The organism is Pseudomonas mediterranea CFBP 5447, assembly GCF_000774145.1.
Classification (GTDB): domain Bacteria; phylum Pseudomonadota; class Gammaproteobacteria; order Pseudomonadales; family Pseudomonadaceae; genus Aquipseudomonas; species Aquipseudomonas mediterranea.
In genome coordinates, this window is the sequence record NZ_KN322983.1 from 190,513 (window position 1) to 205,868 (window position 15,356).

The 15,356-nt window shown below is 62.7% G+C and carries 9 protein-coding genes and 1 pseudogene; 2 read left to right on the forward strand and 8 right to left on the reverse strand.

Features of this window, described 5'->3' with window-relative positions:
• Window positions 1-231: 231 nt before the first annotated feature.
• The 8 genes from N005_RS06375 to glnE all read right to left on the reverse strand — a co-directional run bounded on the left by N005_RS06375 (window position 232) and on the right by glnE (window position 10,466).
• Entirely contained in the window at window positions 232-1,683 is a 1,452-nt protein-coding gene (locus N005_RS06375; RefSeq protein ID WP_047700425.1) for a lipopolysaccharide kinase InaA family protein, read from the reverse strand.
• The gene (locus N005_RS06380) at window positions 1,683-2,435 is read right to left on the reverse strand and encodes a lipopolysaccharide kinase InaA family protein (protein WP_047700426.1); all 753 of its coding nucleotides are present in this window, start codon (window positions 2,433-2,435) and stop codon (window positions 1,683-1,685) included. Before N005_RS06380 ends, N005_RS06375 begins: the two co-directional genes overlap by 1 nt.
• Entirely contained in the window at window positions 2,432-3,166 is a 735-nt protein-coding gene (locus tag N005_RS06385; protein ID WP_047700427.1) for a lipopolysaccharide kinase InaA family protein, read from the reverse strand. The genes N005_RS06380 and N005_RS06385 overlap by 4 nt, the downstream gene beginning before the upstream one ends.
• A complete protein-coding gene (rfaP, locus tag N005_RS06390; RefSeq protein WP_047700428.1) occupies window positions 3,166-3,972 on the reverse strand; it encodes a lipopolysaccharide core heptose(I) kinase RfaP in 807 nt (268 codons plus the stop codon). The genes N005_RS06385 and rfaP overlap by 1 nt, the downstream gene beginning before the upstream one ends.
• The gene (locus tag N005_RS06395) at window positions 3,972-5,093 is read right to left on the reverse strand and encodes a glycosyltransferase family 4 protein (protein ID WP_047700429.1); all 1,122 of its coding nucleotides are present in this window, start codon (window positions 5,091-5,093) and stop codon (window positions 3,972-3,974) included. Before N005_RS06395 ends, rfaP begins: the two co-directional genes overlap by 1 nt.
• The gene (waaC, locus tag N005_RS06400) at window positions 5,093-6,151 is read right to left on the reverse strand and encodes a lipopolysaccharide heptosyltransferase I (RefSeq protein WP_047700430.1); all 1,059 of its coding nucleotides are present in this window, start codon (window positions 6,149-6,151) and stop codon (window positions 5,093-5,095) included. Before waaC ends, N005_RS06395 begins: the two co-directional genes overlap by 1 nt.
• A gap of 1 nt (window position 6,152) precedes the next feature.
• Window positions 6,153-7,187, reverse strand: a complete 1,035-nt coding sequence (waaF, locus tag N005_RS06405) for a lipopolysaccharide heptosyltransferase II (protein WP_047700431.1) — start codon at window positions 7,185-7,187, stop codon at window positions 6,153-6,155.
• 339 nt (window positions 7,188-7,526) lie between these two features.
• Entirely contained in the window at window positions 7,527-10,466 is a 2,940-nt protein-coding gene (glnE, locus tag N005_RS06410; protein ID WP_047700432.1) for a bifunctional [glutamate--ammonia ligase]-adenylyl-L-tyrosine phosphorylase/[glutamate--ammonia-ligase] adenylyltransferase, read from the reverse strand.
• A gap of 383 nt (window positions 10,467-10,849) precedes the next feature.
• Between glnE and aceE the strand changes: the two genes are divergently transcribed.
• Both aceE and aceF read left to right on the forward strand, forming a co-directional pair.
• Window positions 10,850-13,495, forward strand: coding sequence for a pyruvate dehydrogenase (acetyl-transferring), homodimeric type (gene aceE / locus N005_RS06415; RefSeq protein WP_047700433.1), 2,646 nt, complete (start codon window positions 10,850-10,852; stop codon window positions 13,493-13,495).
• Window positions 13,496-13,506: 11 nt separating this feature from the next.
• Window positions 13,507-15,149 (forward strand): annotated as a pseudogene (aceF, locus tag N005_RS06420) (dihydrolipoyllysine-residue acetyltransferase).
• Window positions 15,150-15,356: the final 207 nt, after the last annotated feature.

The following is a 15,356-nucleotide window of genomic DNA, read 5'->3' on the forward strand; positions in this document are numbered from 1 at the left end:
AATGAATGTGCCGCTCGCCGGGGCGTTGGGCAGCTAAAGGGCGGGATTATAGCGTAAAAGCGGCGGTAAGCCTCTAGCGGTGAGTGGCGAGCCTTGGCGCCTGTAAAACCTGGGCAGGCCCTGAATGCTCAGGTGCCTGGCACTCCGTCCTTCGCGAGCAGGCTCGCTCCCACAGTACGCTGCAGACTAATGTGGGAGCGAGCCTGCTCGCGATAGGGCCGCAGGCCCGATTCAGGACCCGCCGGAAATATCCTTGGGCACGCTTTGATCGATCACCCGATACAACGCACTACTTTCAGGCCAGTTACGCATGAACCGCGCCCGGTCCCGGGCATAGGCCGGGGCGAAGCTGGCGTCGGTGCGGTGCTGGCACATGGAATCCAGGTCGATCAGGGCCCAGCGGTCGTGCTGCCAGAACAGGTTGTGGCCCTTGAGGTCGCCGTGGCTGATGCGTTCGCGGATCAGGTCGGCGAACAGTCGCTCCAGGGCGAGCAACTCGGACTCGGGCGCCTCGCCATTTTCCACGTAAGGAGCAAAACGCTCGATGATGTCGGGGCCCGACAGATGCTCGGTCACCAAGTAGGCACCACGACGCAGCCACAGGAAGCGCTTTTCCAGCAACGCCAGGGGTTTGGGGGTCGCGATGCCGAGAAACGCCAGGCGATGGCCTTCGCGCCAGGAATGCCAGGCACGACTTGGACGCCAGAAACGCTTGAGCCAATGGGCGAAATTCTTGATGTTGTAGCGTTTGATGACCAGGGTGCGGCCGTCCACCTCGACTTTGCCGACACTTGCCGCGCCACCGGTCTTGTACAAGTGGCCCTGGTCCAGCAAGGCATCCGCCCGCGCCAGCACCGGTATCATGGCCGCTTCCTCTTCACGCCGGATCGCCCGCAGGCCGAATGCCCCACGCTGCACGCTGAACAGACTGCATTCGCGCCCGACCTTTTCCATGAAGTCGTTCAGCCGCCAGGCCTGCACCTTGACGATCTGTTTCTGCAGGGCCTCCATGGGCAGCGCGTGTTCGGCGTTGCCCAGCAGATAATGCACCAGCAATTCTTCGGTGAACGGCTCGATGGACTTGGGTAACTGGGCGAAAAACACCCCAAGATTTTCCAGCACCTTCTGTCGCGACAAGGGCTGCCCCGGCGTTTCGGCCTGGATGCCGGCACCGTCGATCAAATAAAGCTTACCGTCGTGGCGCAGCAGGTTGTCCAAGTGCAGGTCTTCCTGCCACAAACCTCTGCCATGCAGTTGTGCAATGGCCCCCAGGGCCTCGGCCAGCACCATCGTTTGCTCGTCGGCCAGCAGAGGCAACTGTTCGACCTGTTTCCAGGCATCCCCGAGGCTTTCGGCGCCTTCGAGTAACTCGAACAGCAACCAACCGCCCTCGCCGTCCTTCAGGCCGTCGGCCAACAGCAACGGCGTGGTCAAACCCTGTTCCGCCAGCAGGCGCACACCTTGCAGTTCGCGCTGGAAGTGCCGGGCTGCCTTGCTGCCGACCAGCAACTTCGCCAGCACCGGCCGGCCGCGCCAGACGCCGGCGCCGACATAACGCTGTCCCGGCAACACCCGCAACAGCGACAACAACTGCAGTTGCGCGGGGCCGGCGGCATCGGCCAGCTCCAGGCTCAGAGGCAGGCCGGGACTGCGACCGGCGCTTTTCAATTCGGACAAATGCATCAACGGGCTTCCTTGTGGCTGCGCCGAGCGGTCAGGCGGCTCAACCAGCGGTCCACCAGGGCGGCGTCCAGCGGCTGGTCCAGGTAGGCAGCCAGCAACTGGCGAACCTCGCCTTCATTCCAGATCGAGGCGCGACGTAGCAAAGGCTCAAGATCCTTGACTCTGTCACGCTGACCGAACAGTAGCGGGCGGGTCTTCTCCAGATCGATCAACTGCGCCTGATAGCCATCGGAAGTCGCTTGCAAAAAAATGTGCTTGGGATAAAAGCAACCATGGACCTGATGCATGCCATGCAGCCGCCGCGCCAAGCGACCGCAGGCTTTCAAAATGGTCGAACGTTGCGCCACCGTCAGCGCCGGCCACTCCTGCACCAGCGAATCCAGGTCATCCCAGCCGTCCAGGGCCCGGGTCAGCAGGATTGCCCGCACCTCGCCGTCGATCTTGCGCTGGCCGTAGAACACCGCTTGCAGGGCCGGGATCCCCAACTGGCGATAACGGCTGATGTTGCGAAACTCCCGGGAAAAACTTGGCTCACCGAAGGGGTGGGACAAGGTTCGGGTCAGGTAATTGCTCTGGCGCTTGAGGTAGTAGCCCCGCCCCTCCAGCTCCAGCCGGAACACGCTGCTCCAGCCGTCTCCCGAGGTATTGGGTTCGTCCACCGCGTCCAGTTGCCGCGCCCACAAGGCATCGAAACTGTCCAGCCCGTGGCGCTCCAGCAATGGCCGGTCTTCGGCGGCCAGGAAATCAGTCATTCACGCCCCTCGAAAAATCTCACCACGTGACGGATGCGTTTCTTGTCGCACGTATCGAGTCGGTCGCGTTGGCGGTATTGCAGGTAGAAACGCAGGCGCTGGGTGGCCGACAAGTGATACTTGGCAACTTTGTCCAGGCACGCCAGGTCCTTGGTGATGCGGTACTTGAGCCAGAAGCCACGCCAGAAATCACCGTTCGGGCAGTCGATCAGGAACAGCTGCGACCGGTCGTCGATCAGTAGATTGCGCCACTTCAGATCGTTATGAGTGAAGCGATGCTCGTGCATGGTCCGGGTGTAGCCAGCCAGTTGCCGGCTCACTCCATCGACCCAGGCGCGATCGGTCAATCGAGGGTCATGACGGTCGGCCAGGGCCGATAGGTCTTCGGTATGGGGCAGTTCGCGGGTGATCAACGCTCCCCGGGCATAGGCCGCGCCGTGACGCTCCAGGCCCCATGCCACGACCTCGGCCGTGGGGATGCCCCACTTGGCGAAACGCTTGAGGTTCTGCCATTCGGACTTGACCCGCGGCTTGCCCAGGTAACGGCGCAAGCCCTTGCCGGCCCCGATGTAGCGCTTGACGTAATAGTTCACGCCATTGCGCTGTACGCGGATCACCTCCGACAGCGGGTCACGGGTCAGGCGCTCCCCTTGCAGGGCAAACACCGCGTCGAGACTGCCGAAATCCTGCGCCAGCTCGGCGTAGGCCGGCTCCAGTGTCCAGCCCGACATCAGAGCGCATCCCCGTATCGCTGTTTGCGGGCATAGAGCTTGTTGGCCTTGGCTTCGAGCCAGCTCAACAAGGTGGCCTCCTGCGCCAGGATCCGGCGCAGCGGCTGTTGAAAATAGCCCTTCAAGAAGCGCAGCTTGTCGCGACGGGTCAGACCGATATCCAGTGCCGAGAAATACAGCGCAGCCAGGTCTTTGTTGCGCCAGCGGGTGGTGATGGCCGGACGGGTCTGGGCGCGGTGCAGGTCGATCACCGAGAGCTTGAAATCCTCCGGGGTCACCGGTTTGTCGGTGTGCAGCAGAAAATGGCAGATGTAGCAGTCGCGATGGTTGACCCCGGCACGGTGCATCATGCCGGTCATGCGCGCCACTTCGGCGATCAGGGCCCGCTTGAGTGCCGGTTGCGGCGGATGCTTGACCCAGTCGATGCTGAAATCTTCAAGGCTGATGGTCGGTGCCAGCTCTTCGGTGACGATGAAGGAATGCTGGTCCGCCGGGTTCTGGCCCTTTTCGCCATACGCAACGGCGGTCATGGTCGGCACGCCGACTTCCTGCAGGCGCTGGATGGCTGTCCACTCCTGCCCCGCACCGAGGACCGGCAGCTTGGCGGTGACCAGGTTCTTGACGATCTCGCCCCAACCGATGCCCCGGTGGATCTTCACGAAAAAGCCGCGCCCGTCCACCTCCGTGCGCAAGGTGCGCCGGGCTTCCAGTTCACGGTAGACCTCGCCCTTGAGCGCCTCGACTTCGGCGAACGCATCGCGCCCGGCCCAAAGGCTCTTGAACGGTTCGGCCAGCATCAATTTCATTACGGGTGCTCCGCCAATATCACATCGGCCGCGTGCTGCGGCATGCTGTAGAGGTCGGCCGTTTCAGCGAAGGCCAGACCATTGCGGCTCCAGGCCGCCCGCGCATCGGCATCTCCCAGCATCCGTTCCAGGTACTCGGTGAGCTGCGCCTGTTCGAACGGCTCGTCCAGCACCAGCCCACTGTCGGCCTCGGCGATGTAATGGGCGTACCCGCACACCGCGCTGACCAGTACCGGCAGCCCGGCCACCAGCGCTTCGAGCAGCACGGTGCCGGTATTCTCGTTGTACGCCGGATGGATCAGCAGGTCGGCGCCCAGGAGGAAACGCGGGATGTCGCTACGCCCCTTGAGGAACCGCACATTGTCACCGAGCCCCAACGCGGCGCTCTGCAATTGAAATACTTTGGGGTCGTCCTGGCCGATTACAAACAGCCGGGTACGTTTTTTCAGTTCGCCAGGCAGTGCGGCGAGCGCCTTCAGGCTGCGATCCACGCCTTTGGTCTTGAACCCGGAGCCGATCTGCACCAATAACAGATCGTCATCAGCCAGCTCGAACTCGGCACGGAACGCGGCACGGATCGCGTCGGCATCGGCGGGTCGGCGACGGTCCTGGGCGATGCCCGGCGGCAACAGATGAAAGCGCTCCAGCGGGGTGCCGTAATGCTTGATGAACAGCGGCTGCTGGACTTCGGAAATCATCAGCACGTCGGTCCTGGCGTCCCTGGCGAACACCGCTCGCTCGTACTCGGCAAAATGCCGGTAGCGCCCCCAGCGCCGATACAAGGAATTACGCAGGGTCTGCGCCTTGTCTTCGAAACAACCGTCGGCGGCGTAATACACGTCCAGGCCGGGCATCTTGTTGAAGCCGATCAGACGGTCCACCGGGCGCTTGGCCAGGTCGGCTTCCATCCACGCACTGAGTTTCTCGTTGCGACGATGGTTGAACAGCGCCTTGACCGGCGCCACCAGCACTTCGAAACCCGGCGGGACGTCACCTTCCCAGATCAGCGTGTAGACACGGATCTGATGGCCACGCCGCTGGCACTCCAGGGCGATGCGCATGAAGTCACGTTGCAGGCCGCCGAAGGGAAAGTATTTATAAAGGACAAAAGCCAATTGCATCAGCGCGGCTCCTCAGCCAATAACGTGCTCAGGTGGCTGGCAACACGCTCGGGGTTCAGTCGCGTAAAGCACAAGGGCTGCTCGCGCTTCAGGTCAAACCGACGGGCATCTTCGGCGGTCGGCGGATAAGTGCATTGTTTCTGCATGCAAGGCGCACAGGGGAAATCGCTGGCGAGATGGATCTGGCCCTTGCCATAGGCGCCGGTCAGCACCGGGTTGGTGGGGCCGAGCAGCGAGATGGTCGGCACGTCCAGGGCGGCAGCCAGGTGGCCGAGGCCAGTATCGACCGCCACACAGGCCTGGGCACCGGCCAGGACCTTGCCCATACCGCCCAGATTCAGTTTCGGCAGCACCAAGGCGTTGCGCAGCCCTTTGGCGATACGTTCGGCCCGGGCTTTTTCCTGTGGGGTGCCCCACGGCAATTTCACTACCACACCGAACTGGCCCATGCGCTCGGTGAGCTCACGCCAATACAACTCGGGCCAGTGCTTGGATTCCCAGGTCGTGCCATGCAGGAATACCACATAAGGATACGCGCGCGGCAGTTCCACCAGACGATCGACGTTCAGGCCGTAGTTGCCCAGGCTCTGGGGCAAGTCATAGCCCAGCGCCACGGCGAACAATTGGCGCACGCGCTCTACCGCATGCTGACCGCGCGCCACCGCCAGGCGACGGGAATAGAAGCGCGCCGCCAGGGGTTCACGGGCCGAATTTTTATCCAGGCCAGCCACCGGCGCCTTGACGTAGCGGGTCAGCCAGGCGCTTTTCAGCAAGCCTTGGGCATCGATCACCAGGTCATACTTTTCGGCGCGCATACTTTGCTTGAAGCGGCGCCACTCGCCGCTCTTGATGGTCTGCCAGAGGTTCTTGCGCCAGCGACGGATCGCCACCGGGATGACCTTGCCGACGGCCGGGTGCCAGGTCGGAATCTCGGCGAAACCCTCTTCCACCACCCAATCGAAGCGGATGCCGGAAATCGCCCGCGCCGCGTCGGTCAGCGCCGGCAGCGTGTGGACCACATCGCCCAGCGACGAAGTCTTGATCAGCAATACCCGCAACTTACCGGACCTCCACGGGGGTGCCCTGCAAACGTGCCAGGGCATCGTTCACCGACGGCGGCATGAGCTGGCGCAAGCAATTGTAATGACCGAAGCGGCAGGTACGATCGAAGCACGGGCTGCATTCGATGCCCAGGCGCACGACTTCGACCTTGTCGGCCAACGGTGGCGTAAAGCCCGGCGAGGTGGAGCCGTAGACGGCCACCAACGGACGGTTCAGCGCGGCGGCCACGTGCATCAGCCCGGAATCGTTGGACACCACCGAATCGGCACAGGACAACAGGTCGATGGCCTCCGCCAGGGACGTGTCGCCACTGAGGTTCACCGACTCTTCCCGCAGGCCCGGAATCAGCCGCGAGCGAATGTCTTCGCCCACTGAATGATCGTTTTTCGAACCGAACAGCCAGACTTGCCAGCCTTCGCGGATCTTCGCCTCGGCCACTTGGGCGTAATGCTCCGCAGGCCAGCGCTTGGACTCGCCGAACTCGGCGCCTGGGCATAGCGCCAACACCGGGCGGTCCAGGCTCAGGCCGAACTTGGCCAGCGCCGCTTCGCGGGTCACCGGGTCGATCTGCAGATCAGGGCGTGGGTAGGGCTTGGGCAACTCGGCACCCGGCGCATAGGCCAGGGCCATGAAACGCTCGATCATCAGCGGATAGCGGTCTTTGTCCAGCGTGCGCACGTCATTGAGCAGGCCATAGCGAAACTCGCCGCGCCAGCCGGTACGCTTGGGGATGCCGGCAAAGAACGGCACCAATGCGGACTTCAACGAGTTGGGCAACAGGATCGCCTGGTCGTATTGACCGGCCAGGGACTTGCCGATGCGTCGACGGGTCGCCAGCTCCAGCACACCGTGACCGAGCGGAAAGCTCAAGGCCTTGCGTACTTGCGGCATGCGCTCCAGGATCGGCCGGCTCCACTCGGGGGCCAGGACATCGATTTCGCATTGCGGGTGGAGCTGCTTCAGGCACTGGAACAGTGTCTGCGCCATCACCATGTCACCGACCCAACTGGGCCCAACGATCAGAATATTCATGTGCTTTCCAAAAACGATACGGGGAGGCCTACGCCTCCCCGCCTCGAGAATCACTGTGGCCTAGGTCGTTGCCTGCTGCCTTCAATCTACAACACATCACCAATGCACTGTGGAAGCGAGCCTGCTCGCGAAGAGGCCGGCACAGCCAACATCAATGTCGCCTGGCACTCCGCTTTCGCGAGCAGGCTCGCTCCCACAGGGGTCCTCATCTACCCCAATACATCAAACACCACAAATCCATCGTGGGAGCGAGCCCGCTCGCGATGAGGCCGGCACATCCAACATCAAAGTTGCCTGACACTCCGCCATCGCGAGCAAGCCCGCTCCCACATCCAATACTCAACTCAATCCCAGCTCACGCCAGATCCGCAGCACCTGTCGACGCTCATCCACGAACTGGTCGCCGGTGATCACCCCAGCCTCTTTCTGCAAGGCCTGGCGGTGGGCGGCGGAGCGGTAGGCCTTATAGGCCTCGCGCAGCAGGGTGGCATCTTCGGGCGGCATCAGGCCAACCTCTTGCAACCCCTCCAGAATGCGGATGTTATCGGTGTAGCGCGCCAGCGATGGGTGCTCCTCGGACCACGCCAGGGCCGCGTATTGCACCATAAATTCAATATCGACGATACCTCCGGCGTCCTGCTTGAGATCGAAGGGCGCCGTGGCCTCGAAAGCGTTTGGCGCGGTCCCGGCGGCCGTGGCCTTGCTGCCAAGGTTGTCACGCATCTTGGCCCGCATCTCGCTGACCTCCTGGCGCAGCGTCGGCAGGTCGCGTTTGCGTCCCAGCACCTGCGCCCGGACCTTCTCGAAAGCCTGGCCCACATCCTGGCTGCCCACCAACACCCGGGCCCGCACCAGCGCCTGGTGCTCCCAGGTCCAGGCTTCATTTTCCTGGTAACGGGCAAATGCCCCAAGGGAACTGACCAGCAACCCCGACGCCCCGGACGGCCGCAGGCGCATATCCACTTCATATAGCTGCCCGGAGTTGGTCTGGGCCGTCAGCAAATGGATGATCCGTTGGCCAAGCCGGGTAAAGAACTGCGCGCCGTCGATGGGTTTGGGCCCGTCAGTTTCCGCCTGGGGGTCGCCGTCGTGGATGAACACCAGGTCCAGGTCGGAACCATGCCCCAATTCCAGGCCGCCGACTTTCCCGTAACCGACAATAATGAAGCCCGGATCGCACAGGCTGCCGTCCGTGCGCAACGGTACGCCATGCTTGGCCGCCGTCTGGCGCCAGGCCAGGGCCAGGACTTGTTCGAGGATCGCCTCGGCGAGCCAGGTCAGGTAATCGCTGACCTTCATCAGCGGCAGGCTGCCGGCGATTTCCGACGCAGCCACCCGCAGCCGGTGCGCCAGTTTGAAATGCCGCAAGGCTTCCATCTGCTGCTCCAGGTCATCCTCGGGAATCCGCGTCAGGCGTTCGCGCAACTCCGCCGCCAGCTCCGGCGCCAAGGGCGGCTTGAACAGACGGCCTTCATTGAGCAATTCATCCAGCAACAGTGGGAAACGAGTGATCTGCTCGGCAATCCACGGGCTCGCCGCGCATAGCGTCAGCAGGCGCCGCAGGGCGCCGGGGTTTTCCGTCAGCAGCACCAGATAGGCCGAGCGACGGGCCACCGCCTCCACCAGGGGCAATACCCGCTCGAGCACCAGATCCGGGTCGGCATGCTCCACCGCCTGGGCCAGCAGGCGCGGAATGAATGCATCCAGCCGTTCACGCCCCAGACGCTGCATGGCGCGCAGTTGCGGGCTGGTGCGCAGCACGGCCAGCGCCTTCAGCGCCTTGGGCGCATCGACGAAACCACCTTCCTCCAACTGGCGGCACGCGGCTTCTTCGTCCTGGCTGTCTTCCCACAACGGCAGCCATTCGCCGCCCACCACCACTTCGCTTTCGCCGCCCTCTTCTTCATCCGGATCGGCGATGACCTGGCCAAAATGCCAGGCCACGCGTCCACGCCAATACATCAATTGCTCGTGGAACACCGCCCAGTCGGCAAAGCCCAGCATGAATGCAATACGCGCCTGGTCCTGGGGGCTGTCCGGCAGCATCTGGGTCTGGCGGTCGGCAATGGCCTGGATCGCATGTTCGGTATAGCGCAGGAATTCATAGCCCTGGCGCAGCTCGTCGATCACCTTGGCAGGCAGATAACCCTGGCCTTCCAGGGTGCCCAGCACTTTCAGCAACGGACGCTGTTGCAGGCTCAGGTCACGCCCGCCGTGGATCAATTGGAATGCCTGGGCGATGAACTCCACTTCACGGATACCCCCCGACCCCAGCTTGATATTGTCGGCCATGCCTTTGCGCCGCACTTCCTGCTGGATCAGCTGCTTCATGGTGCGCAGCGCTTCGATCGCGGAAAAGTCCAGGTAACGGCGATAAACGAACGGACGCAGCATGTCGAGCAACTGCGCACCCGCCACCTGGTCGCCCGCCACCACCCGCGCCTTGATCATCGCGTAGCGCTCCCAGTCGCGACCCTGGTCCTGGTAATACTGCTCCAGGGCGTTGAAGCTCAGCACCAACGCACCGGCCGAGCCATAAGGACGCAGGCGCATGTCGACGCGGAACACGAAACCGTCGACGGTCATGGGATCCAGGGCCTTGATCAGGCGCTGGCCAACGCGGATGAAGAACTCCTGGTTATCCAGAGGTCGCTTCACGCCAACGGTTTCACCGCCCTCGGGATAGGCGAAGATCAGGTCGATGTCCGACGACAGGTTCAACTCCACCGCACCCAGCTTGCCCATGCCCAGGATGACCATGTGCTGCGCGGCGCCGCTGCGCCGGCCGGTGGGCGTGCCGAATTGCTGGCTAAGGCGCAGGTACAGCCATTGGTAGGCCTGGTCGATGCAGGTATCGGCCATGTCCGAAAGATCGCGACAGGTCTGGACGAGGTCGGCCTTGCGGTTCAGGTCGCGCCAGATGATCCGCACCTGCTGGCGGGTCCGCTGGCGGCGCAGGACGCGTCCCAATTCATCCTCGCTCTCGGCGGCCTGCACCGCCGCGCCGATCTGCGCGCACATTTCGCCGGCGGCCAGGCTGCGGTCCAGTTCGCCACTGCGCACCAGTTCCAGTAGCATCGAAGGTTCGCGCAGGCTCTGCTCTATGACAAAGTCACTGGCGGCCGCGACGCGCTGGAACTCCTTCCAGCGCTCAGGCGTCCAGGTGGACAGGCCGAGGTCGTCGTCCAGCAAGGCAACCGCCGCACGGAACGACTGCTCGGCACGGCTGACCAATGACTGGAGAATGGCCGGTATTTCGGCAAGCAGGGGCAGGCTCATGGTCTATCCTTGATCGGCGCGGGAAAGGCTGGATGTAGTGTTTTTTCAAAAGCCACTACCTGATTGACTGTCGAACAAAGATGATAAATAGCTGAAAATCTGATTTTATTGGCAGCCGGCATCAAGTTTTTACCTGTTCGAGTTAGCAAAAGACCAACAGTAACGATTATTCTCACAACGGAACGAGGGGCCAAAAGCCTTTCATGTGTAGTTTTACTACTCGTCTATACATTCGAGAGGCTGAAACAGCCGACGATTTGTAGTAAAACTACACGCCGCCGAAACAACCTTCGGCAATCCAAGAATTTTATACCGTCTGCCCACAAGGCCAGTCGCAAACTCAGGCAACCGATTCTGGTAGCCTTTCCGCCCTGGAGCAAGCCATGCAAGACCTCGATCCCGTCGAAACCCAGGAATGGCTGGACGCCCTGGAATCGGTTCTCGACAAAGAAGGCGAAGACCGTGCTCATTACCTGATGACCCGTATGGGCGAACTCGCAACCCGCAGCGGTTCGCAACTGCCCTACGCCATCACCACGCCGTACCGCAACACGATCCCCGTTACCCACGAAGCACGCATGCCTGGCGACCTGTTCATGGAACGCCGCATTCGCTCGCTGGTACGTTGGAACGCGTTGGCCATGGTCATGCGCACCAACCTGAAAGATTCTGACCTGGGCGGTCACATCTCCAGCTTCGCTTCCAGCGCGACGCTGTATGACATCGGCTTCAACTACTTCTTCCAGGCCCCGACCGACGAACACGGCGGCGACCTGATCTACTTCCAGGGTCACGCATCGCCAGGCGTCTACGCCCGTGCGTTCATGGAAGGTCGTATCTCCGAAGACCAGATGAACAACTTCCGCCAGGAAGTGGACGGCAACGGCCTGTCTTCGTACCCGCACCCTTGGCTGATGCCTGACTTCTGGCAGTTCCCGACCGTTTCGATGGGTCTGGGCCCGATCCAGGCGATCTACCAGGCACGCTTCATGAAGTACCTGGAAGCCCGTGGCTTCATCCAGCCGGGCAAGCAGAAAGTCTGGTGCTTCATGGGCGACGGCGAGTGCGACGAGCCGGAATCCCTGGGCGCGATCTCCCTGGCCGGCCGCGAGAAGCTGGACAACCTGATCTTCGTCATCAACTGCAACCTGCAGCGCCTCGACGGCCCGGTTCGCGGCAACGGCAAGATCATCCAGGAACTCGAAGGCGTGTTCCGTGGCGCCCAGTGGAACGTCAACAAGGTCATCTGGGGCCGTTTCTGGGATCCACTGCTGGCCAAGGACGTCGACGGTATCCTGCAACGTCGCATGGACGAAGTCATCGACGGCGAATACCAGAACTACAAGGCCAAGGACGGCGCGTTCGTCCGCGAGCACTTCTTCAACACGCCTGAACTCAAGGCCATGGTTGCCGATCTGTCCGACGACGAGATCTGGAAACTCAACCGTGGCGGCCACGACCCGTACAAGGTCTACGCGGCGTACCACCAGGCGGTCAACCACAAGGAACAACCGACCGTCATCCTGGCCAAGACCATCAAGGGTTATGGCACTGGTGCCGGCGAAGCGAAGAACACCGCGCACAACACCAAGAAAGTCGATGTCGACAGCCTGAAGCTGTTCCGCGATCGCTTCGACATTCCGGTGAAAGACAGCGAGCTGGAAAACCTGCCGTTCTTCAAGCCTGAAGAAGGCAGCGCCGAGGCCCGTTACCTGGCCGAGCGCCGTGCCGCACTGGGCGGTTTCGTACCGCAGCGTCGCGCCAAGAGCTTCAGCGTTCCGACCCCGCCACTGGACACCCTCAAGGCGATCCTGGACGGCTCGGGCGACCGTGAAATCTCCACCACCATGGCTTTCGTGCGGATCCTCGCGCAACTGGTCAAGGACAAGGAAATCGGCTCGCGCATCGTTCCGATCATCCCGGACGAAGCCCGTACCTTCGGTATGGAAGGCATGTTCCGTCAGTTGGGCATCTACTCGTCCGTCGGCCAGCTCTACGAGCCAGTCGATAAAGACCAGGTGATGTTCTACCGCGAAGACAAAAAAGGCCAGATCCTCGAGGAAGGCATCAACGAAGCGGGCGCCATGAGTTCCTTCATTGCCGCCGGTACTTCGTACTCCAGCCACAACCAGCCGATGCTGCCGTTCTACATCTTCTACTCGATGTTCGGCTTCCAGCGTATCGGCGACCTGGCCTGGGCCGCTGGCGACAGCCGTACCCGTGGCTTCCTGATCGGCGGCACCGCCGGCCGGACCACGCTGAACGGCGAAGGCCTGCAGCACGAAGACGGTCACAGCCACATGCTGGCCGGCACCATCCCGAACTGCCGCACCTACGATCCAACCTACGGCTACGAGCTGGCGGTGATCATCCAGGACGGCATGAAGAAGATGACCGAAGAGCAACAGGACGTCTTCTACTACATCACCGTGATGAACGAGTCCTACCAGCAGCCAGCCATGCCGGCCGGCGTGGAGGCGGGCATCGTCAAGGGCATGTACCTGCTCGAGGAAGACACCCGCGAAGCCGCTCACCACGTCCAGCTGATGGGCTCCGGCACCATCCTGCGCGAAGTGCGTGAAGCAGCGAAGATCCTGCGCGAAGAGTTCAACATCGGCGCCGACGTCTGGAGCGTGACCAGCTTCAACGAACTGCGTCGCGACGGCCTGGCCGTGGAGCGCAGCAACCGCCTGCACCCTGGCCAGAAGCCGAAACTGAGCTATGTCGAAGAGTGCCTGAACGGCCGTAAAGGTCCGGTCATCGCCTCCACCGACTACATGAAGCTGTTCGCCGAGCAGATCCGCCAATGGGTTCCTTCCAAGGAATTCAAGGTGCTGGGCACCGACGGTTTCGGCCGTAGCGACAGCCGCAAGAAGCTGCGTCACTTCTTCGAAGTCGACCGTAAGTTCGTTGTGTTGGCAGCCCTGGAAGCCCTGGCTGACCGTGGCGATATCGAACCCAAAGTGGTGGCCGAAGCCATCGCCAAGTTCGGCATCGATCCGGAAAAACGCAACCCACTGGACTGCTGAGGAGAATTTCCGTGAGCGAACTCATTCGCGTACCTGACATCGGCAGCGGTGAAGGTGAAGTAATTGAACTGTTTGTGAAGGTCGGCGACCGTATCGAAGCCGACCAGAGCATCCTGACACTTGAGTCGGACAAGGCCAGCATGGAAGTGCCTGCGCCGAAGGCCGGCGTCATCAAGAGCCTGAAAGTGAAGCTGGGCGACCGCCTGAAAGAAGGCGACGAATTGCTGGAGCTGGAAGTCGAAGGCGCCGCTGCGGCACCTGAAGCGGCGGCTCCTGCGGCTGCCCCGGCGCCGGCTGAAAAGCCTGCTGCCGCTCCGGCTGCCGAAGCCGCTCCGGCTCCGGCCGCTGCGCCTGCCGCCGCCACTGTCCAGGACATCCATGTCCCGGACATCGGTTCGTCGGGCAAGGCCAAGATCATCGAAGTGCTGGTCAAGGCCGGCGACACCGTCGAAGCCGACCAGTCGCTGATCACCCTGGAGTCCGACAAGGCCAGCATGGAAATCCCGTCGCCGGCCGCCGGCGTGGTGGAAAGCGTCGAGATCAAGCTGGAAGACGAAGTCGGCACCGGTGACCTGATCCTGAAGCTGAAAGTGGCTGGCGCCGCCGCGCCGGCCGCTCCAGCGCCAGCCCCTGCTGCTGCACCGGCCAAGGCTGAAGCCGCGCCGGCTCCGGCTGCCGCGGACCTGCCGCCAAGGCCGAGGCCGCTCCAGCCCCTGCCGCCGCACCGGCACCAAGCGGTGCCAAGGTCCACGCCGGCCCTGCGGTACGTCAGCTGGCCCGCGAGTTCGGCGTCGAGCTGTCCGCCGTCGGCCCGAGCGGTCCACACGGTCGCGTGCTGAAGGAAGACGTGCAGGCCTACGTCAAGGCCATGATGCAGAAGGCCAAGAACGCACCGGCCGAAGGCGCCACCGGCGGCGCGGGCATCCCGCCGATCCCGGCAGTGGACTTCAGCCGCTTCGGCGAAACCGAAGAAGTGGCCATGACTCGCCTGATGCAGATCGGCGCGTCGAGCCTGCACCGCAGCTGGCTGAACATTCCGCACGTGACGCAGTTCGACCAGGCCGACATCACCGAGCTGGAAGCCTTCCGCGTTGCGCAGAAAGCCGTGGCGGAAAAGGCCGGCGTGAAGCTGACCGTACTGCCGTTGCTGCTCAAGGCCTGTGCGCACCTGCTCAAGGAGCTGCCGGACTTCAACAGCTCCCTGGCCCCGAGCGGCAAGGCGGTGATCCGCAAGAAATACGTGCACATCGGCTTTGCCGTCGACACCCCGGAAGGCCTGCTGGTACCGGTCATCCGCAACGTCGACCAGAAGAGCCTGCTGCAACTGGCCGGCGAAGCCGCTGCCCTGGCCGAAAAAGCCCGGAACAAGAAGCTCACCGCCGACGACATGCAGGGCGCCTGCTTCACGATCTCCAGCCTCGGCCACATTGGCGGCACCGGCTTCACGCCGATCGTCAACGCGCCGGAAGTGGCGATCCTGGGTGTTTCCAAGGCCACCATCCAGCCGGTCTGGGACGGTAAAGCCTTCCAGCCCAAGCTGATGCTGCCGCTGTCGCTGTCCTACGATCACCGCGTGATCAACGGTGCCGCCGCAGCACGCTTCACCAAGCGTCTGAGCGACCTGCTGGGCGACATCCGCACCATCCTGCTGTAAACCGGACGGCCCTCCTCACGGAGGGCCAGCCGAACCGCTGTTTTCCGAGCGCCACGCTCGTACCTCAACCCCGCCGATGGCGGGGCTTTTTTTGCCCGCTATAAACGCACCAGAACCTGTGGGAGCAAAGCTTGCTCGCGATATCGGTGGATCAGCCAATATCGTTATCGACTGAACTCGCCCAGATCGCGAGCAAGCTTTGCTCCC

Excerpts from the sequence above, each read along its gene's own strand:
- N005_RS06375 (WP_047700425.1), bottom strand. The coding sequence starts at position 1,683 with ATGCATTTGTCCGAATTGAAAAGCGCCGGTCGCAGTCCCGGCCTGCCT.
- N005_RS06380 (WP_047700426.1), bottom strand. The coding sequence starts at position 2,435 with ATGACTGATTTCCTGGCCGCCGAAGACCGGCCATTGCTGGAGCGCCAC.
- N005_RS06385 (WP_047700427.1), bottom strand. The coding sequence starts at position 3,166 with ATGTCGGGCTGGACACTGGAGCCGGCCTACGCCGAGCTGGCGCAGGAT.
- rfaP (WP_047700428.1), bottom strand. The coding sequence starts at position 3,972 with ATGAAATTGATGCTGGCCGAACCGTTCAAGAGCCTTTGGGCCGGGCGC.
- N005_RS06395 (WP_047700429.1), bottom strand. The coding sequence starts at position 5,093 with ATGCAATTGGCTTTTGTCCTTTATAAATACTTTCCCTTCGGCGGCCTG.
- waaF (WP_047700431.1), bottom strand. The coding sequence starts at position 7,187 with ATGAATATTCTGATCGTTGGGCCCAGTTGGGTCGGTGACATGGTGATG.
- glnE (WP_047700432.1), bottom strand. The coding sequence starts at position 10,466 with ATGAGCCTGCCCCTGCTTGCCGAAATACCGGCCATTCTCCAGTCATTG.
- aceE (WP_047700433.1), top strand. The coding sequence starts at position 10,850 with ATGCAAGACCTCGATCCCGTCGAAACCCAGGAATGGCTGGACGCCCTG.